Annotated in this window: 16 protein-coding genes; 13 read left to right on the top strand and 3 right to left on the bottom strand. The window is 61.7% G+C overall.

Annotation, left to right across the window (positions count from 1 at the left end; all coding sequences use genetic code 11):
• From E5W87_RS04195 to E5W87_RS04165, 7 genes are all read left to right on the top strand, one after another.
• A partial coding sequence (locus tag E5W87_RS04195; protein WP_292394321.1) for a transcriptional regulator occupies positions 1–702 on the top strand: 702 nt, incomplete at its 5' end.
• Positions 703–841: 139 nt separating this feature from the next.
• Complete coding sequence (locus E5W87_RS04190; protein ID WP_292394319.1) at positions 842–2350, top strand: alpha-N-arabinofuranosidase; 1509 nt, start codon at positions 842–844, stop codon at positions 2348–2350.
• Between the two features lie 213 nt (positions 2351–2563).
• Positions 2564–4453 (top strand): ABC transporter substrate-binding protein, encoded by a 1890-nt coding sequence (locus E5W87_RS04185; protein ID WP_292394317.1) that lies wholly within the window; start codon positions 2564–2566, stop codon positions 4451–4453.
• A gap of 89 nt (positions 4454–4542) precedes the next feature.
• Positions 4543–5544, top strand: a complete 1002-nt coding sequence (locus E5W87_RS04180; RefSeq protein WP_292394314.1) for an ABC transporter permease — start codon at positions 4543–4545, stop codon at positions 5542–5544.
• Between the two features lie 4 nt (positions 5545–5548).
• Positions 5549–6412: an ABC transporter permease gene (locus E5W87_RS04175; protein WP_292394312.1), complete on the top strand. Its 864-nt coding sequence runs from the start codon at positions 5549–5551 to the stop codon at positions 6410–6412.
• Positions 6409–7473: an ABC transporter ATP-binding protein gene (locus tag E5W87_RS04170; protein WP_292394310.1), complete on the top strand. Its 1065-nt coding sequence runs from the start codon at positions 6409–6411 to the stop codon at positions 7471–7473. The genes E5W87_RS04175 and E5W87_RS04170 overlap by 4 nt, the downstream gene beginning before the upstream one ends.
• Positions 7470–8327: an ABC transporter ATP-binding protein gene (locus tag E5W87_RS04165; RefSeq protein WP_292394308.1), complete on the top strand. Its 858-nt coding sequence runs from the start codon at positions 7470–7472 to the stop codon at positions 8325–8327. The genes E5W87_RS04170 and E5W87_RS04165 overlap by 4 nt, the downstream gene beginning before the upstream one ends.
• Positions 8328–8349: 22 nt before the next feature.
• Here E5W87_RS04165 and E5W87_RS04160 read toward each other — a convergent pair whose 3' ends face one another.
• The gene (locus tag E5W87_RS04160; protein WP_292394306.1) at positions 8350–9246 is read right to left on the bottom strand and encodes a LysR family transcriptional regulator; all 897 of its coding nucleotides are present in this window, start codon (positions 9244–9246) and stop codon (positions 8350–8352) included.
• A 270-nt stretch (positions 9247–9516) separates the two neighbouring features.
• On the opposite strand from E5W87_RS04160, the gene E5W87_RS04155 reads away from it, so the two are divergent.
• Together E5W87_RS04155 and E5W87_RS04150 are read left to right on the top strand one after the other, a co-directional pair.
• A complete protein-coding gene (locus tag E5W87_RS04155; protein WP_292394304.1) occupies positions 9517–10251 on the top strand; it encodes an SDR family oxidoreductase in 735 nt (244 codons plus the stop codon).
• 157 nt (positions 10252–10408) lie between these two features.
• Complete coding sequence (locus E5W87_RS04150) at positions 10409–11008, top strand: NADPH-dependent F420 reductase (RefSeq protein WP_367118791.1); 600 nt, start codon at positions 10409–10411, stop codon at positions 11006–11008.
• 656 nt (positions 11009–11664) lie between these two features.
• On the opposite strand, the gene E5W87_RS04145 is transcribed toward E5W87_RS04150, so the two are convergent.
• Complete coding sequence (locus tag E5W87_RS04145) at positions 11665–12519, bottom strand: SDR family oxidoreductase (RefSeq protein WP_292394300.1); 855 nt, start codon at positions 12517–12519, stop codon at positions 11665–11667.
• A 134-nt stretch (positions 12520–12653) separates the two neighbouring features.
• Between E5W87_RS04145 and E5W87_RS04140 the strand changes: the two genes are divergently transcribed.
• Positions 12654–13001: a helix-turn-helix domain-containing protein gene (locus E5W87_RS04140; protein WP_292394298.1), complete on the top strand. Its 348-nt coding sequence runs from the start codon at positions 12654–12656 to the stop codon at positions 12999–13001.
• 129 nt (positions 13002–13130) lie between these two features.
• Here the strand turns inward: E5W87_RS04140 and E5W87_RS04135 are convergent, their stop codons facing one another.
• The gene (locus E5W87_RS04135) at positions 13131–14045 is read right to left on the bottom strand and encodes a LysR family transcriptional regulator (RefSeq protein ID WP_367118790.1); all 915 of its coding nucleotides are present in this window, start codon (positions 14043–14045) and stop codon (positions 13131–13133) included.
• A 95-nt stretch (positions 14046–14140) separates the two neighbouring features.
• Here E5W87_RS04135 and E5W87_RS04130 point away from each other — a divergent pair, with 95 nt between their 5' ends.
• The 3 genes from E5W87_RS04130 (at position 14141) to E5W87_RS04120 (ending at position 18034) form a co-directional block, all read left to right on the top strand.
• Positions 14141–14998, top strand: a complete 858-nt coding sequence (locus tag E5W87_RS04130; RefSeq protein ID WP_292394296.1) for an oxidoreductase — start codon at positions 14141–14143, stop codon at positions 14996–14998.
• A 575-nt stretch (positions 14999–15573) separates the two neighbouring features.
• Positions 15574–16788 (top strand): glycosyltransferase family protein, encoded by a 1215-nt coding sequence (locus E5W87_RS04125; RefSeq protein WP_292394295.1) that lies wholly within the window; start codon positions 15574–15576, stop codon positions 16786–16788.
• Between the two features lies 1 nt (position 16789).
• Positions 16790–18034: a glycosyltransferase gene (locus tag E5W87_RS04120; protein WP_292394293.1), complete on the top strand. Its 1245-nt coding sequence runs from the start codon at positions 16790–16792 to the stop codon at positions 18032–18034.
• Positions 18035–18054 lie beyond the last annotated feature (20 nt).

Here is an 18054-nt window from a genome sequence, read left to right as displayed (position 1 = left end):
TTCGACGAGATCGTGGTGCGCTTCGACGACTACGATCTCAAGACGAGGTCGAACGTGATCGAGCTTTTCATGCCGCTCGGCCTCTACACGAATTGCAACGTGTCGCCACCCTGCGGCCTGTGCTCGAGCGAGGCCGTCATCGGTCTTCTCGACGTGCCCGATTTCTTTCTCGACCCGGATCGGATGAAAGCGGGGCTGATCTGGTTTGAGCGCGGCCATGTCGAGTACAAGTTTCCGAACAATGCAAAAATCCTGCAGGCTGAGATCGAGGCACTCGAGTTCAGCATGGAACTGTCGTCGGAAGTGCCCGGCACCAACGCCAACTGGCCATCCGATGTCAGTGTCTGGGTGAACGACGTGCTGGTCGGCACCTGGACCTCGCCCGGCGATTTCGGCGACAAGCGCGGCATCTACACGCCGCGCTGGTGGAAGCTCGAGGGCTCGCAATACGGCCACCTGAAGACGTGGAAGATCACCGACGACGGGACTTATCTCGACGGCGAAAGGACCTCGCAGGTGACGCTCGACCAGCTTCACCTGGCCGAGCATCATTCGATTCGCCTGAGGGTCGGCATTGACGAGCACGCCGAGCATCCGGGGGGCGTGAATATCTTCGGCAAGGGTTTTGGCAATCACGATCAGGACATCATCCTGCGCCTGCACATTCGGCGCGAACCCGAACACGGCATCGGCCCCGCCTGAACTCGCGCAACGGCGCCGACCGCTCGATCCTGCACTTGTCCTCCCACACCAGATTAAGACGGGTTGACTCACCCACCTTATTCAGGGTCAGATATTATGGATACATATCCAATTATTTGATACAGTCAGGGGAAGCGCGATGAAGGCGAAGGCTGTCGTCCACAAGGATTTTCGCATCGGCCGGATCGACGACCGCGTCTACGGTGCGTTTCTGGAGCACCTCGGGCGGGCGATCTACACTGGCATCTACGAGCCCGGCCATCCGGCTGCCGACGAGCACGGGTTCCGCCGCGACGTCATCGAGATGGTGCGCGAGCTGAACGTTCCCGTCACGCGCTACCCCGGCGGTAACTTCGTCTCCGCCTATAATTGGGAGGACGGGATTGGGCCCAAGGAGAGCCGCCCCGTCACGCTCGATTATGCCTGGCGAACGAAGGAAACCAACGAGGTCGGAATCGACGAGTTCGCGGCCTGGTGCGAGGCGGCCGGCACGGAGCTGATGTTAGCTGTCAATCTCGGCTCACGCGGTCTCGATGAGGCGCGCGGGCTGCTTGAATACTGCAACCATCCCGGCGGCAGCCGCTGGAGCGACCTTCGCATCAAGAACGGCCGGCGCGAGCCATACGACGTGCGCCTATGGTGCCTTGGCAACGAGATGGACGGGCCGTGGCAGGTCGGGCACAAGACAGCCTCCGAATACGGCCGCATCGCCAACGAGACGGCGAAGGCGATGAAGGCATTCGACCCGACGCTGCAGCTCGTCGCCTGCGGCAGCTCACACTCGTTCATGCCATCCTATCCGCAATGGGAAGCCGATGTGCTCGACGAGTGCTACGACAATGTCGATTACCTGTCGCTGCACATGTATTTCGAGAATTACGAGGACGACTACCTCAATTTCCTCGCCAAGCCGGTGATCCTCGACCGCTACATCCAAACCGTGAGCGGCGTGATCGACTATGTTAAAGCCAAGAAGCGGTCGAAGAAGGACATCTACATCTCCTTCGATGAATGGAACGTCTGGTACCACTCGCGCCGCCAGGACCACGACAATTTCAAGAACTGGGATTGGCCGGAAGCGCCGGCTCTGCTCGAGGAGGTCTATAATTTCGAGGACGTGCTCGTCGTCGGCTGCATCCTCAACACCTTCATCCGCCGCGCCGACCGTGTGCGAATCGCCTGCATCGCGCAGCTCGTCAATGCCATCGCCCCGATCACCACCGAACGTGGTGGGCGCGCTTTCCGGCAGACGATCTACTATCCCTACCTGCTCGCCTCGCGTCACGGGCGCGGTGAAAGCCTGGTCGTCGCGGTCGACGCGCCGCATTACGACGCCAAGGCCGCCGACGACGTGTCCTATATCGACGTCGCCGCGGTGATTGACCACGCCGGTAGCACGATCTCGCTGTTCGTCATTAACAAGCATCCGGAAGAGGAAACCGAACTCACAGTCGACCTTGCCGGTTTTCTCTCGGCGCGGCTGATCGAGCATGTCCTCATCCACCATCCGGACCTGAAGGCGGTGAACTCCGCCGACGCGCCGGATTTGGTGAAGCCGCAACTGCAGAACGGCTCGGTGGCCGAGGAGGGCCGCCTTCTGTGCCGCCTCAAACCGCGCTCCTACAATCTCATCCGGCTGTCGGTTTGATTTTTCCGTTGCCATGCGAGTGTGCTTTCGGGGCGCCGCACGGCCGCAACTCGGACGGTTAGAGCAATAAATCGGACTCAGCTGATTTTTCATATCAGATATTACGATATGTATCAGATTCTATTGACCCGATTTTGTCCCCGGGTTAGCTTCCTGCCCCAACGACAACAAGCCATCGCATCACCGATGCGACTGGCATAGGGAGGAATGGCGATGCGCATCATGCAAGTCTTGGCGTTCTTCGCGAGCGCGTGGTTGGTGGCACAGTCCGCTCTTGCTCAAGGTATCTCGAACCTGCCGCGCGAAGAGACCATTATCATCGAGAACCCGCAGGGCACGATCACCAATCCCCCCTGGTTCAACATCTGGATGGTCGCGCGTGGAGGCAACTCAACAGGGCTGCAGCAGCTAGGAATGGATACACTCTGGTATATCGATCCCGATGCCGGGATCGACGGTGTGTGGGACAACTCGCTTGCCGCTGACAAGCCGCAATACAATGCCGACTTCACCGAGATGACGGTCAAGCTCCGCGACGGCATCTTCTGGAGCGACGGCGTGGAGTTCACCGCCGACGATGTCGTCTTCACGGTCCAGACGCAGATGAAGAATCCCAGCATGATCTGGGGCCCCGTCTTCCTGGCGAGCGTCGACACAGTGACGGCGCCGGACAAACGCACAGTGGTCTTCAAGCTGAAGCGGCCCAACTCCCGCTTCCACGCCACCTTCACGGTGCGCTGGAACGCAGCCTGGATCATGCCGAAGCACGTGTTCGAAAAGGTGGAGGACCCGACCAAGTTCGACTTCAACCCGCCGGTCACGATCGGTCCTTACAAGCTTCACAGCTTCGACCCGAACGGCAAGTGGTACATCTGGGAGAAGCGCGAGGATTGGCAGCGCACGTCGCTCGCCCGCCACGGGGAGCCGGGCCCGAAATATGCCGCCTACATTGATCCGGGCCCGCCCGACAAGCGCGTCATCCTGCAGCTCAACCACCAACTCGATATCATCCACGACACTTCGCCTGAAGGCGTGTTCACGCTGGTCAAGCAGTCGCCGACCTCGCAAGGCTGGTTCAAGGGCTTTCCCTATGCCCATCCGGACCCGACCTTGCCGGCTGTGCTCTTCAACCATCAGGTGAAGCCGTTCGACAATCCCGACGTGCGCTGGGCGCTCGCGCTGCTGATCGACATCAAGGCAGTCTCGATGGCTTCCTATCGCGGCGCCGCGACGATCTCGGCCATCGGTGTCCCGCCAACCGGGCTCTATGGCAAATACTATTTCGACCCGATGGAGGACTGGCTCAAGAATTTCGAGATCGATACCGGCAAGAGCAAATACAAGCCTTACGACCCGACCGTCGGCCAGCAGATCGCCGAAATGCTGCGGCCGTCGATGGGCGAGCAGATCCCAACCGATCCCAAAGAGATCGCTAAGGCCATTGGCCGCGGCTGGTGGAAACCGAATCCCGAGGCGGCCACCCAGCTTCTGGAGCGCGCCGGCTTCACGAAACAGGGCGATCAATGGCTGAAGCCGGACGGAACGCCCTTCTCGATCACGCTTTTGGTGGAAGGCGACCAGCGGCCGGTCATGACGCGCGCCGGCACCATGATCGTGCAGCAATGGCGCCAGTTCGGCATCGCCGCCAAGACGCAGGCCTATCCATCGGACTTCTTCCCGCGCGTCGAATCGGGTGACTTCGAAACCGCAATCGGCTGGAGTGTGGAGACCTGGGGTGGTCACCCCGACCTGTCGTTCTTCCTCGACAGCTGGCACTCGGAATTCCTGAAGCCGAGGGGCGAGCGCCAGCCGCCGCGCAACCGCCAGCGCTGGACGCATCCGGAGCTGGACAAGATCATCGAGGAGATCCGCACGATCGACTTCGACGATCCTAAAGTACAAGAGCTCGGCCAGGAATATATCAAGCTCGCGGTCCGGGAGATGCCTATCATCCCACTGATGTCGTACAATGTGTTCACCATGATGGATACGACCTACTGGACGGGATATCCGAGCGCGGATGATCCCTACACCAACCCGGTCCCGAACTGGGCAAACACCAAATACATGTTCGTCAGACTGAAGGCCGCCAAGGCCCAGTAGCGGCGGACAGGTGAGCGAGGCGGCACTCCCCCGCCTCGCTCCCAACCAGGTGCGAACGAAATGATGCAAGCCGCGGCACGGTCGAAGCAATGAGAACCTACGCGCTCTATCTCGTCAGACGCTTCGCACAGTTCATTCTGGTCGTCTTCATCGGCATCAATATCGCCTATCTCATCACCCACCTCACGCCGGTCGATCCTGTCGAGCAGGCGATCAGCTCCGTCACCATGTTTGGCCAGTCCAGCCCCGAGATGGTCGAGGTGATGCGCAAGACCCTGCGCGAGCTCTATGGTCTCGAAGGCTCGGCGTGGGAGCAGTATGTCTCCTTCTGGAGGCGCATGGCGACGGGCGATTTCGGGCCGTCGCTGTCGGCGTTCCCGACGCCGGTCTCAACGCTGATTTGGCAGGCGCTGCCATGGACACTCGGGCTGCTCGTCAGCTCGACGCTTATCGCCTGGATAGTCGGTAATTTTCTCGGCGGCCTCGCCGGCTACTACCGCAAGAACAGCCTGCTCAAGGCCTTGGGCATTCTGGCCATGAGCTTGCAGCCGATCCCCTACTACATCGTCGCCTTCATTCTCCTCGTCGTCTTCGGCTTTCTCTGGCCGGTCCTCCCAATCAGCGGCGGCGCCGAGATGAACATCGACCGGCAGGGCTTTGCCTTCGCCGCCAGCATCGTCAAGCATTCCATCCTGCCCGCACTGTCGCTCGTGCTCGTCGGGTTGGGCGCCTGGTTCATCGGCATGCGCTCGCTCGTCTCCAACATCGTGACGGAGGACTACGTCACCTACGCCGAGCTTGGCGGCGTCGATCGCCGCCGCATCCTGTTCTCCTACGTCATGCGCAATGCGCTTTCGCCTCAGTTGACCGGACTTGCACTGTCGCTCGGCGCCATCTTCAACGGCGCAATCATCACCGAATTCGTGTTCGGCTACCCCGGCATGGGCACGCTGCTGGTCCGGGCAGTGAATGCGGGCGATTACAGCCTGGTGCTCGGCATTACATCCGTGTCGATCATCGCGGTGGCATCGGCGATCCTGGTCATCGACATAATTTATCCGCTGCTCGATCCCCGCGTGGCGCGGAGCTGACCTGATGATGAAGACAGTCCGCGACCTCTTCCGCTACAATCTCGAATTCGCGCTCGGCGCGATCCTGATCCTGATCGTTTTCGGCTTCGCGGCCGCCTCGTTCTTCTCGCCCTATCCGCCAATGGACAGCTACGTCGTCGCGCCGGACGTGCCCCCGTCATGGGCGTATCCATTCGGCACCAATTCGCGCGGCCAGGACGTGTTCTGGCAGCTTACGCTCGCCATCCGCAACTCGCTGCTGTTCGGCCTTTCCGTCGCCCTGATGAGCCGTATCCTGTCGCTGCTGATCGGGCTGGTTGCCGGATATGCCGGCGGCATTACCGACCGCATCCTGATGACGATCAACGACACCTTCGTCGTTATCCCGCTGTTTCCGATCCTGGTGCTGTTCTTCTTCATGATGCGCGACAACATGTCGTGGCCGATGCTGGCGGTCGCCATGGCGTCGCTCGGTTGGCCCTATGACGCGCGACTCATTCGCTCGGTGGCGCTCAGCCTCAGGACGCGCGAGTTCACCGCGATGAGCGTCTTTTCCGGCATGAGCACCCGACAGATCCTCGTGGAGGAGCATCTGCCCTATGTTCTTCCCATCGTCTTCTCCACCACGCTCAACAACATGAACTGGTCGATCGGACTGGAAGTGACGCTGTCGGTGATCGGCTTCACCAATATCGAGACGCCAACGATCGGCACGATGATCTACTGGGCCAACCAGCACACCGCGATGGTCGCCGGCGTCTGGTGGTGGATCCTTTTCCCCGTCGTCCTGGTCATCATGACCTTCCTGGGACTCTATCTGCTCTCCGTTTCGATGAACGAATATATCGATCCGAGAAGCCGCCTGACCCGCATGGGAGGCCAGGCATGAACGCGCGGCCGCGCGCGAATGGGGCGGCGGACGTCATGCTCGACGTCAAGAATCTTCGTGCCTACTACGTCATGCAGTATTTCGGCACGCAGCGCGAGGTGCGCGCCGTCGACGACATTTCGCTGCAGGTCGGCAGGAACGAGATCTATGGTCTCGCCGGCGAATCGAGTTCCGGCAAGACCACCTTCATCAAGACCATCGCCGCGGCCATCCGGCCGCCGCTCACCGTCATCGGCGGCTCGATCCGCTACAGCTTCCTCGACCGCGATATCTATAAGCTCGACCGCGTGGCGCTATCGGCGATCCGCTGGCGCTATCTCTCCTATATTCCGCAAGGCTCGATGAACGTGCTCAATCCGGTCCGGCGCGTGCGCGAGTCCTTCATCGATTTCGCGCTTCCCCATATGGGCCTGCCGAAGCAGCAATTCTTCGCGGCCATCATTGCGCATCTGGAACGTCTCCAGCTCACACCGGGCGTGCTCGATGCCTATCCCCACGAACTCTCGGGCGGCATGCGCCAGCGCATTGCCATCGCGCTTGCCACCGTCTGCCGGCCCGATTTCATCATCGCCGACGAACCGACAACGGCGCTCGACGTGGTCGTGCAGAAAAGCGTCCTTGAACTGATCCGCGAGGCGCAGCGGGAGATCGGCTCGTCGATGATCTTCGTCACCCACGACATGGCCGTCCACGCGAACATCTCCGACCGGCTCGGCATCATGTATGCCGGGCGTCTGGTGGAGGAGGCGCCCACGGCCGAGATATTCAGGAGCCCAAAGCACCCTTATACGCAGCATCTCATCGCCAGCCTGCCGCGGATCGGCGACCTCTCGGCCAAGCGGGCGCTGACCGGCGCGCCGCCCAGTCTGGCCGAGCCGCCGAGCGGCTGCCGGTTTCATCCGCGCTGTCCGCTCGCCATGGACATCTGCCGCGAGACGCATCCCGAACTGGTCAGCATCGATCCTCGTCATCGCGTCGCTTGCCACGCAGTGAGTCCCGCCGTTGGGCCGGACCGGGTATTCGCAGCAGCCGCGAAACAACGGACAGGGCTCGTTCAATGACGAGCGATCTGCTGAACCTTGAAGGGGTGACGAAGAGCTACGCGTCGAGCGGCCTGCTAGCGCGCAAAACCTTCAATGCGGTCGACGAGGTGGGTTTCGCGCTCGATGCGTCGCGGCCCGAAATCTTCGCAATCATCGGCGAGTCGGGCAGCGGCAAGACGACGCTCGCCCGCATGATTCTCAACATGGTTCCGACGAGCGCAGGCACGATCCGCTTCCGCGACAAGGCGCTCGCGACAATCCGCGGCCGGCGCGCGCGGCTCGATTTCATGCGCCAAGTGCAGCCGATCTTCCAGAACCCGTACGAGGCTTTCAATCCCCTGAAGCGCGTCGATCGTTATCTCTACGCCACGGCCCGCCGGCTGGCTCGGGTCGGCCGAACGGAGGTGGACCGCGTGTGCGACGAAGCGCTGCGCAAGGTCGGCCTGTCATTGGCGGAGGTCCGCGGGCGCTTTCCCCATGAGCTGTCCGGCGGCCAGTTGCAGCGCACCGCGATCGCCCGCGCGCTGATCTCCGGTCCTGCGCTGCTCGTCGCCGACGAGCCCGTCTCGATGGTCGACGCTTCGCTCAGGATGTCCATCGTCGACCTGTTCAAGGCGCTTCGCGACGAACTCGGCGTCTCGATCGTCTACATCACCCACGACCTCGCCACCGCCTACCATATCAGCGACCGCATCATCATCATGCAGAAGGGCCGCGTGGTGGAGAGCGGCGATGCCCGGGCAGTGCTCGACAATCCGCAGCACCCGTATTCGAAACTCCTGAAAAGCGCGGTGCTTTCGCCCGACAATGCCGAAACCGATGAGAAGGTTGCTGATCCCAGCGTCTTGCCTTTTGATACCCGCACGGTCTGAGCCCGTTGAGGATCGGCGCTCGTCAGTCGCGCGATATGGACAGCCCCGCGAGAAGCGGAGCGTACGCGGCGAGCCTGCGGGATACGAACTCAGTGAAGAGCCGCACGCGCTTCGTCTTGCGTGTCTCCCCCTGTGTGAGAAGCCAGAGCGTTCCATACATGTGCAGGTCGGTGCCCGGCACCCTGACCAGTAGGGGGTCGGCATCTCCGACGAAGCACGGCAGTGTCGTGATCCCGAGCCCTTGCCGTACAGCAACGATCTGCGCCTCGGCGTCCGTGGTCCTGAATGGAACCCCCGTGGTGCGAACCTCACCCTCGCTGGCCCAATCCGGAATTCCATGAATGCTTATGACGATCCACCGGATGGGATCAGGCGCGCCCGCACGCCACGCGGCTAGTCGATCGCGTGACATGTAGACGCCGCCGAACACTTCCGGCCCCTTCAGGCCGTGAAGATTGAGCGGCAGGGTTTTGCGGTCGTAGACGACACGGATCGCCACGTCGGCCTCTCGGTTGGTCAGATTTGCCAGCTCGCCGGACGACAAGATTTCCATCTCGATGTCCGGATGCAGACGCGCGAAATCGGCGAAGTCCGGCATGAGCAGGTGTGTCGCGAGGGTCGGAGCCAACGTCACCCGCAGGAGCCCGCGCACGCTCTGGTCGCGCCCGAAGACGCGCGTCTCCAGCTGGTGCGACGACGCTTCCATCTGGTTCGCGAGCTCGAGGACCTCCTCGCCCGCAGCCGTCAGGCGGTAGCCCGAAGGCCGCTTTTCGAACATCTGCGCCCCGAGGCGTTCCTCGAGCTGTGCGATGCGTCGCAGCACGGTCGAGTGATTCACCCCGACGCGCTCGGCGGCGGCCCGCACTGAGCCTCCGCGCGCGACGGCAAGAAAATAGCGAACGTCATCCCAGTCGATCATGGTGCAATCCGGCACCGCACGGTGCGCCTTCGAAAGCCCGTATCTAACACATCGTACAGCAGTACGGGCGGTCAATTATAGCTTATGACGACGAGCGCGGCCCAATTCCGAACGGCGGACACCGATCGTCGCGGCTGGCGTCAGTCGTCCAGCCGGATGGATTTCGCACCACCGATGTGCGCGCTTCCGCACTCAACAACTGACGCCGGCGGACCCATTTCGAGGTCCTCGGAGGCAGATGCTGTCCCGACAACACGAAAAGGAGACGTCATGGGAAAGCTTGAGGGTAAGGTTGCAGTCATCACGGGTGGATCGAGCGGCATGGCGCTGGCGAGCGCCAAGCGGTTCGTTGAAGAAGGCGCCTATGTTTTCATCACAGGCCGGAGACAGGAGGCGCTGGACGAGGCCGTCAAGCTGATCGGCCGGAACGTGACCGGCGTGCGCGGCGACGCGTCCAATCTCGACGACCTCGACCGCCTGTTCGATACAGTCAAGCGGGAAAAGGGCAAGATCGATGTCCTGTACGCGAGCGCCGGCATGGGCGAAGCCGTCCCACTGGGCGAGATTACCGAGCAGCACTTCGATGCGGCCTTCAACCTTAATGCGCGCGGCACGCTGTTTACGGTTCAGAAGGCGTTGCCGCTATTCAACGATGGCGGATCGATCTTCATGACCGGGTCAGTTGCTTCGATCAAAGGTTTTCCTGGTTACAGCGTCTATGCGGCGAGCAAGGCGACGCTGCACGCATTCGCACGCGGGTGGCTCAACGAACTCAAGGGCAGGAATATCCGGGTGAACGTGCTGCACCCAGGGCCGATCGCCACACCGATGCAGGACCAAGTTCTCACCGAGGAGGCGAAGCAGATGTTCGAATCCCTGATCCCGCGGGGAAAGATGGGGCGTCCTGAGGAAATTGCGGCGGCCGCGCTGTTTCTTGCTTCAGACGATTCGAGCTTCGTGAATGGGGTGGAGTTGTCTGTCGACGGCGGCTTCTCGGCCATCTGAATTCGCGCCGGATCGCGGGAAGCGGCTGATCGGCGGGAACTAGCATGTCCATGGTTCACGACGCGACGTCTACGCAAAGGTCGCCACACAGCAGAACGGATAACCCAGTGCCGTTGAAGGCCGGGGAATCAATACCAACATGGATCGGAGAAGCATTATGAGCTACGCAATTGTAGGATTCGGTAAGATAGGCCAGGCCCTCGCCCACGCCTTCGCCCGTAGAAACATCGACGTGACCGTCGCGAGCCGCCGGCCGCCCGAGGCGTTGGCGCCGCAGGCTCGGGCGATTGGACCCACGGTCGTCGCCAAGTCGCTGCGGGATGCACTCGAGGCCGACACAATCATCTTGGCGGTCCCGTTCGGGGAGCATCGCGAGGTTGCGAAGGCCCTGCCGAGCTGGGAAGGCAAGACAGTCATCGACGCGACGAACGCGTTTCCAGCCCCTGAAGAGCTGGACGGTCTCCCGTCCTCCGCCTTCGTCGCGAAGGCGTTCACCGGCGCCAAGTTCGTGAAAGGTTTCAGTCACTTGATTGCAGCCACCCTGGCTACCGATCCGATCGTCGAGGGCGGGCACCGGGTCGTCTTTCTGTCGAGCGACGACGAGGACGCGATCGCTCCCGTGGCGGCCTTGGCCAAACAACTCGGGTTCGCACCCGTCAAGCTGGGAAAGCTCAACGAAGGTGGCGCGCTGGTGCACGCACGCGGCCGCACTTGGGGCCAGCTCATCTTCCAGGATTTGTTCAAGAAGGAGCAGTAATCGATCTACGACCGTGTGATCGACGCCGAGAACTGGTCGCGCGCGCTAGCGTCTTCGAGCAGCGCGCGACCGAATATTTGAAGGCCACAAAGTCGCGAGGTTGGGGTGGGCCTGACGGCGTATTGGCGCCGTTCGAAGAGCGGGGAGACGCCCGACAGAGCGGCAGATCTGCGGGTCGCTTAGAATCTATCGACTGCTATCGATGGCCTAGGATTCGCTCGAGTGTCCTCTGCTATCCGATACTACTCCGTGATATTCCCCGTCACTCCCACTCGATTGTTTTAAACCGGGCTAGTCATTGATCTAGCTGGGTTTTTTATTGCTTGCAGCGCCAAAAGCCGTCCGTTGGGCCGTCAAAATCTTACGATGTTGATCTTAAAGGGAAAATCACCGCAGAAATATTTTGAGGTTCACCAACCATTTGGACCGGTCGGACGATTTATGCCCCTCACGGCGCTCTGCAACCAACGCGCCTCGCCGCGAAAAGTACCGTCACGCAACGCATATCACGCATCGGGGCCAATGCCATCGAACGCGGGTGAGCCACACACCGGGTCTAACCCGCACCTCCATGGTCTTCGAAAGTCACCGGCCCAGCGTCCCATAGAGGGGATAGGAGAAGTCCGTCATGCACGTCGAGTCGCTGAACCCTGGCTTCAACCGCGCAATGCGGCCGCGACAAGGCTTTGCATCGAGGTGGTCGGACGACCGATCAGCCGACTCAGGGCGCCTCCGTCATCGAACAACGCTCCGCGTGCGGCTGCAGCGTCGGCATCGGCTAGAAGCGCGGAGAGGTCGTCCGGTAGCCCCGCCCCCATCAACACGTCCTGATAGGCAGCCTGGGCAAGATCCTTGTAGGCGATAGCCTTGCCCGATTGGCGCGAGACCTCGGTTGCAACGTCGGCTAGCGTAAAGGCCTGGTCTGCGGCGAGCTCATACGTCTTCCCCGCCTGATTGTCGGTGGTCAGCACCACGGCCGCGGCCTCGGCATAGTCCCGCCGTGCCGCGGACGAGAAACGCCCGTCTTTGGCGGCGCCGACGAAGGCGCCATGCTCGAGAGCTGCCGGGAGCGCCAGCAGGTGGTTTTCGGTGTACCACCCATTGCGCAGGATGGTGGCGGGCAAGCCGGAAGCCGCGATGACCTCCTCCGTCTGCCGGTGCTCGACCGCGAGCGTTGCGGGAGACGTGTCGGCGTGCAGCATACTGGTGTAAGCAATCAGCGAAATCCCGGCCCGTTGGCCTGCCTCGATCACCGCGCGATGCCGTGGCAGGCGGCCGCTGACTTCGGTCGAGGAAATCAGCAGCAGCTTGTCGATGCCGGTGAAGGCCAAGGCGAGCGTGTCGGGACGGTTGTAGTTCGCCTCGCGAACGATCACACCGAGCTCGGCCAGATCGCTGGCCTTTGCCGGATTGCGAACCGCCGCGACGATCCGGTCGGCGGGAATGGTATTCAGCAGTGCCTCGATCACGAGGCGGCCCAGCTGTCCTGTTGCCCCAGTAATTGCGTACATCGTTCAGTCCATTTCGTGGTTGCGTGAATTAAGAGCCTTCAAATAGCGGTCATCGTTACCATTAGAAACCACGTATCTTGTGGTTACCACCGTTTTGCGGTAACCAACTGGAAACTCTCCATGGAAGATGCGCGATGGTTCTCAAAGTCCGGAAGAAGGTGAAGGCCCTCCCCGGCTGCCCCATGTCGAGGTGCATGGCGCTGCTTGGCGGCTGCTGGACACCCGAGGTGCTATGGTCCCTGAGCGAAGGCGCGCGCCGGTTCTCGGAACTCCGCCGCGATATCCCAGCCGTTTCGGCAAAGGTACTGACCACCAGGCTGCGGGATCTCGAGGAGCGCGGCGTCCTCGGACGCAACGTGATGCCGACATCGCCGCCGACCGTGGAGTATGAGCTGACTTCGTTGGGGCAGGAGCTGCTTCCCGCGATCAGCTCTATCGTCGAGGTCGGGTCGCGCCTGCTGCTCCGTGAGTCTTCTCTCTAGAAAATCGCGAGCAGATCCTTTGGCGGCGAGACTGCTTTCGGCCTCGGCTATCCCAAAATAGGCTGGCAAGTTTCCCAAAAGCGGGAGTTCGTTCGAACCGGATCATGGCAGTTGGCGGTGCCGTACCATCTAAACAGGGCGCCTGGCTCGACTGCGGCCGCGCACCGCCTCAATGAATGCGGCCAGCACCGGGCGCATCTGCCGGCGGGACGAGTAGTAGAGGTGGAAGCCTGGAAATGGCGGCGTCCAATCGGCAAGCAGCCGGATCAGCCGCCCATTCTCGACATATGGCGCGACTTCCTTGTCGAGGAGGTATCCCACGCCTAGCCCGTCTAGAGCCGCTTCGAGCATCAGCGCGGGCTCATTGAAGGTGAGCGGACCTGAGACGCGCACGTCCAATGCTTGGCCGCCGCGCTCGAACTCCCACGCGTAGATCGTTCCCGCCGCGACCAGCCGATAGTTGATGCACCGGTGCCGCGTCAGGTCGCTCGGGTGAGTGATCGGACTTGAACGCTTGAGATAGTCAGGCGTCGCGACAACCGCCATACGGAGATCAGGCCCGACCTTGAGAGCGATCATGTCCTGCTCCAGCTTCTCGCCCAGCCTTATCCCGGCGTCGAACCGATCGGCGACGATGTCCCGGTACGCGTAGTCGATCAGCACTTCGACCGTCGCATCCGGGTGCGCGGCTGTGAAGGCAGGCAGCACGGGCCGGATCACCGCGTCGTAGGTTTGCCGCGTCGCGGTGATCCGCAGCGTCCCCGAGACACGGTCTCGCCCCAGTTCAAGAGCGTCCAGCGCCGCGTCGATGCTCTCCAACGCGGGTCCCAGTGTCTCCAGCAGCGTCCCGCCCGCCTCCGTCGGGGACACGCTACGGCTGTTGCGCTGGAGAAGGCGGCATCCCAGGTGCGTCTCCAGCCGTCGAATTGTGTGGCTCAGGTTTGACGTGGAGGTGCCCAGCGCCGCGGCAGCACGCGTGAAGCTCTGCGTGCGCGTGACGGCCACAAAGGCGGCAAGGTCATCGAGGCTGGCGCGCGTCATCATGCAACCTTGTTCAACGACCCATCCAATCTGTTCAGTCTAGTCGAACGCGGGGCCGAGGACCACATCCTCGGCACTAAAGAATGGAAGGAAAACCTATGATCACGAAGGACGCCGTCTGGCTCATCACTGGTTGCTCCAAAGGGCTCGGTCGAGCGCTCGCTGCACAGGCGCTCGCTGCGGGCTACCGCGTTGTCGTCACCGCGCGACGCATCGGGGACATCGCTGACCTGGTGGCCCCATACGGCGATGCCGCGCTCGCTGTCGAACTCGACGTTACCGATTCGGGCCAGATCAACGCGGCGGTCACTGCAGCGGAGGATCGCTTTGGCCGCATCGACGTGCTCGTCAACAATGCAGGCTACGGCTATCTCGCCGCGATCGAGGAAGGTGAAGATACAGACGTCCGCGCGCTGTTCGAGACCGACCTGTTCGGCCCGCTTCGCCTTGTGAAGGCGGCACTGCCGGGGATGCGCGCGCGTCGGCGCGGGCACATCATCAACATCAGCTCCATCGGCGGTCTGGTGACCTATCCGGGGGTTGGCTACTATCACATGGTGAAGTTCGGCATTGAGGCGATGTCGGAGACGCTGGCCAAGGAAGCGGCGCCGCTCGGCATCGGTGTCACGGTGGTGGCGCCCGGCGCCTTTCGCACGGACTTCCGCGGTTCCGCCTCGATCAGGCAGTCGGCGACGCGCATTGAAGATTATGCCGACACTGCCGGCAAATCCCGCGAGGGCGTGCAGACTGGTCATGGCAAGCAGGCGGGTGACCCCGTGCGCGGCGCCCGCGCGATCATCTCCGCCGTTCAGGCGGAGCGTCCTCCCGTCCATCTCCTGATCGGCGGTGACGCGCTGGATCAGCTCCGCGCCAAGCTCGACGGGCTGCGCCAGGAGACCGACGCCTGGGAGGAGGTGACGCGCAGCACCAACTTTCAGTCCGGCGACGCTGCTTGATCCACCATCGTCGCGCTGCTTCCCTTGGCAGAAAGCGAAGGCGGCGCGGAATTCGCCTTCACCGCTCCGAAACCAATGGAGTTTGGAGAGACCGGGGCTTATTGGAATCGAGAGGGATGGGTTCTGCCGATCTTTTGGACACCGCTTTCCCCTTCGATCCATCCCAAGACAATTACAGGTAGTCTAGGCCCGCTCCTGCCGAGGCGATTTTCGCCGTTCCATCTAGTTTCGGGCTCAGGCAATCAGAAAGCCTATCCAACAGGCATTCCACAGAATACCTTCGAGTTGGTGATAGCCTGCGCCACTTTCAGCCGCGAGGCGCTGTCACGTGGCGGCTCGAATAGCCCGAACTTTGAAGTGATTAATGAGCTTGGACGACATTGTAGAACGTCGTATAGCGGACGACGATCAGCTTGAAGACACGATCAAAAAGAGCGTCATCCTTGGACCCTCCTGATAGTACAAATTGAAAATTGCGGCCTCATGTTTCAAAACAGGTCGGTGGACCCGCGAGGATGGTTTCGAAGCGGGGTCGCCCACGGTCCTCAGGCGAGAATTCTAAAAGACGTTCAACAATGACCCAGCACGTACAAAATGCTCGAATTCTCATGTACAGCCACGACACGTTCGGGCTCGGCCACTTGCAGCGCTGCCGGACGATCGCGCATTCGTTGGTCGAGGATTTCCGCGGACTTCAGGTGCTTATCATTTCGGGTGCGACTATCGCTGGCGCCTTCGACTACCGCGCCCGTGTCGACTTCGTGAAGATCCCCAGCGTCATCAAGTTGCGCAACGGCGAATACACCTCGCTGGAGAAGGATATCGATCTGCATGAGACGCTAAGGATGCGCCAGTCGATCATCCGCCACACAGCCGAGACCTTCCGGCCGGATATCTTCATCGTCGACAAAGAACCGCTCGGCCTGCGCGGTGAGATTGAGGACACGCTGTCCTACCTCAAGACGCGGGGCACCACGCTCGTGCTTGGCCTGCGCGAGGTGATGGACGCGCCGCATCTGCTCGAAGCGGAGTGGGCACGCAGGGATGTGATGCGCAAGATAGGCCTGTTCTACGACAAGGTCTGGGCCTATGGTCCGCCGGATTTCTACGATCCGTTGACCGGCTTGGATGTGCCGCCGGCTATCAGGGCAAAGATGAAGTTCGTCGGTTTCCTGCAACGGAGCCTGCAGCGGAACGAATTGCCCGGCCACCGGCCCGAGGGCGACTATATCCTCGTTACCACCGGTGGCGGCGGTGACGGCGCCGAACTGATCCACGACGTCATCGATGCCTATCAGCAGGATCCGCAATTGCAGCATAGGGCGCTGTTCGTGCTTGGACCTTACATGCCGGCGCGCAAGCGCAACAAGCTGCTCAAGAAGGGATCCAAGATCCCCTATATCAAGATCATCGAGTTCGACAACCGCATGGAAGACCTGATTGCCGGCGCCAAGGCGGTAGTGGCGATGGGCGGTTACAACACCTATTGCGAGATACTGTCTTTCGACAAGCCGGCGCTGATCGTGCCGCGCGTCAAGCCCCGCGAGGAACAACTGATCCGCGCACGGCGCGCAGCCGAACTCGGCCTCATCGATATGCTTTTGCCGGAAGAAGCCGAGGATTCCCAGCGGTTTGCCGATGCACTGAAGGTGCTGCCGGACCGGCCCCGCCCATCGCAGAGCAATCCGCATCTGACGCTGGAAGGGCTGCCTCATATTTCCGAAATCGTCGCGGAACTGCTCGACCGGCGGGCTGGCCATCACCTTTCGGTCATTGAAGGCATGAACTGAGTTGCAACATCGCAAGATTGTCGTGGTTCTGAAGGGCTATCCGCGGCTGTCGGAAACCTTCATCGCGCAGGAACTGCTCGGTCTGGAGCGTGCGGGGTTCGACCTGATACTCGTCGCGCTCAGGCGGCCGACCGACGCAAAACGCCACCCCGTGCATGACGAGATCAAAGCGCCCGTCCATTATCTGCCGGAATATCTGCATGAAGAGCCGCTGCGCGTGGTTCGCTCGCTGTTTGCTTATCTGCTGCGGCCGGGCTTCTGGCGTGCGCTCGGATCGCTGGCTAGCGATATCCCCCGCGACTTTACGCGCAATCGCGCGCGCCGCTTCGGGCAAGCGCTCGTGCTGGCGGCCGAATGGCCGGAAGGCGCGGGCTGGCTGCATGCACATTTCGTGCACACGCCGGCATCGGTGACGCGCTATGCCAGCCAGCTTCGTGGCCTGCCCTGGAGCTGCTCGGCCCATGCCAAGGACATCTGGACTTCGGCGGACTGGGATCTGGCTGGCAAGCTTTCCTCGGCGCGCTGGACGGTCACTTGCACGAAAACCGGCTTCGACCGCCTGAAAGAACTCGCTAACGGCAACTCGTCTGTGCATCTGAGCTATCATGGGCTCGACCTTGATCGCTTCGGCAGTTTCGGCGAGGCGCGAAAACACTATGACGGCTCGGCGCCGGACGAACCGGTTATCGTTCTGAGTGTCGGGCGTGCCGTTGAAAAGAAAGGTTACGATACGTTGCTGGAGGCCCTTGCCCTGTTGCCTGGTGGCTTGGCGTGGCGTTTCGAGCATATCGGCGGCGGCGAGGAACTGGAACGGCTCAAGGCACTGGCGCAAAAGCTCGGACTGGATGGTCGCGTCTCTTGGAAAGGCGCACTTGCGCAGGAGGAGGTGCTTGAGCACTACCGCTGCGCCGACATCTTCGCCCTGGCCTGCAGGATCACCGCAAATGGCGACCGGGACGGTCTGCCGAATGTTCTGGTGGAGGCGGCCAGCCAGCGGCTTGCCTGCGTGTCGACCGATATTTCCGGCGTGCCAGAGCTCTTATCGCCGGATGAAACCGGGCTGCTGGTTCCGACGGAAAACCCAATTGCCCTGGCACAGGCGTTGGAGCGCCTGATCCGCGATCCCGTACTGCGCGCCCGCCTCGGCGACGCCGCAGAGCGGCGCGTGCGCGACAATTTCGATCATATGGCAAGCATTGGACAGCTCAAGGAACTGTTCGAACGGGAGTGGCGGGCCGCCGAATGAGGCGGCTGCGGGCTTTCTTC

Origin of the sequence: Mesorhizobium sp., assembly GCF_004962925.1 — a bacterium.
Lineage (GTDB): Bacteria > Pseudomonadota > Alphaproteobacteria > Rhizobiales > Rhizobiaceae > Mesorhizobium.
Note: the sequence above shows the minus strand (reverse complement) of the source record. Positions and strands in the feature narration are given on the sequence as shown.

Excerpts from the sequence above, each read along its gene's own strand:
- E5W87_RS04150 (WP_367118791.1), top strand. The coding sequence starts at position 10,409 with ATGAGCTACGCAATTGTAGGATTCGGTAAGATAGGCCAGGCCCTCGCC.
- E5W87_RS04135 (WP_367118790.1), bottom strand. The coding sequence starts at position 14,045 with ATGATGACGCGCGCCAGCCTCGATGACCTTGCCGCCTTTGTGGCCGTC.
- E5W87_RS04125 (WP_292394295.1), top strand. The coding sequence starts at position 15,574 with ATGACCCAGCACGTACAAAATGCTCGAATTCTCATGTACAGCCACGAC.
- E5W87_RS04185 (WP_292394317.1), top strand. The coding sequence starts at position 2,564 with ATGCGCATCATGCAAGTCTTGGCGTTCTTCGCGAGCGCGTGGTTGGTG.
- E5W87_RS04180 (WP_292394314.1), top strand. The coding sequence starts at position 4,543 with ATGAGAACCTACGCGCTCTATCTCGTCAGACGCTTCGCACAGTTCATT.
- E5W87_RS04155 (WP_292394304.1), top strand. The coding sequence starts at position 9,517 with ATGGGAAAGCTTGAGGGTAAGGTTGCAGTCATCACGGGTGGATCGAGC.
- E5W87_RS04160 (WP_292394306.1), bottom strand. The coding sequence starts at position 9,246 with ATGATCGACTGGGATGACGTTCGCTATTTTCTTGCCGTCGCGCGCGGA.
- E5W87_RS04145 (WP_292394300.1), bottom strand. The coding sequence starts at position 12,519 with ATGTACGCAATTACTGGGGCAACAGGACAGCTGGGCCGCCTCGTGATC.
- E5W87_RS04165 (WP_292394308.1), top strand. The coding sequence starts at position 7,470 with ATGACGAGCGATCTGCTGAACCTTGAAGGGGTGACGAAGAGCTACGCG.
- E5W87_RS04130 (WP_292394296.1), top strand. The coding sequence starts at position 14,141 with ATGATCACGAAGGACGCCGTCTGGCTCATCACTGGTTGCTCCAAAGGG.
- E5W87_RS04175 (WP_292394312.1), top strand. The coding sequence starts at position 5,549 with ATGATGAAGACAGTCCGCGACCTCTTCCGCTACAATCTCGAATTCGCG.
- E5W87_RS04140 (WP_292394298.1), top strand. The coding sequence starts at position 12,654 with ATGGTTCTCAAAGTCCGGAAGAAGGTGAAGGCCCTCCCCGGCTGCCCC.
- E5W87_RS04190 (WP_292394319.1), top strand. The coding sequence starts at position 842 with ATGAAGGCGAAGGCTGTCGTCCACAAGGATTTTCGCATCGGCCGGATC.
- E5W87_RS04170 (WP_292394310.1), top strand. The coding sequence starts at position 6,409 with ATGAACGCGCGGCCGCGCGCGAATGGGGCGGCGGACGTCATGCTCGAC.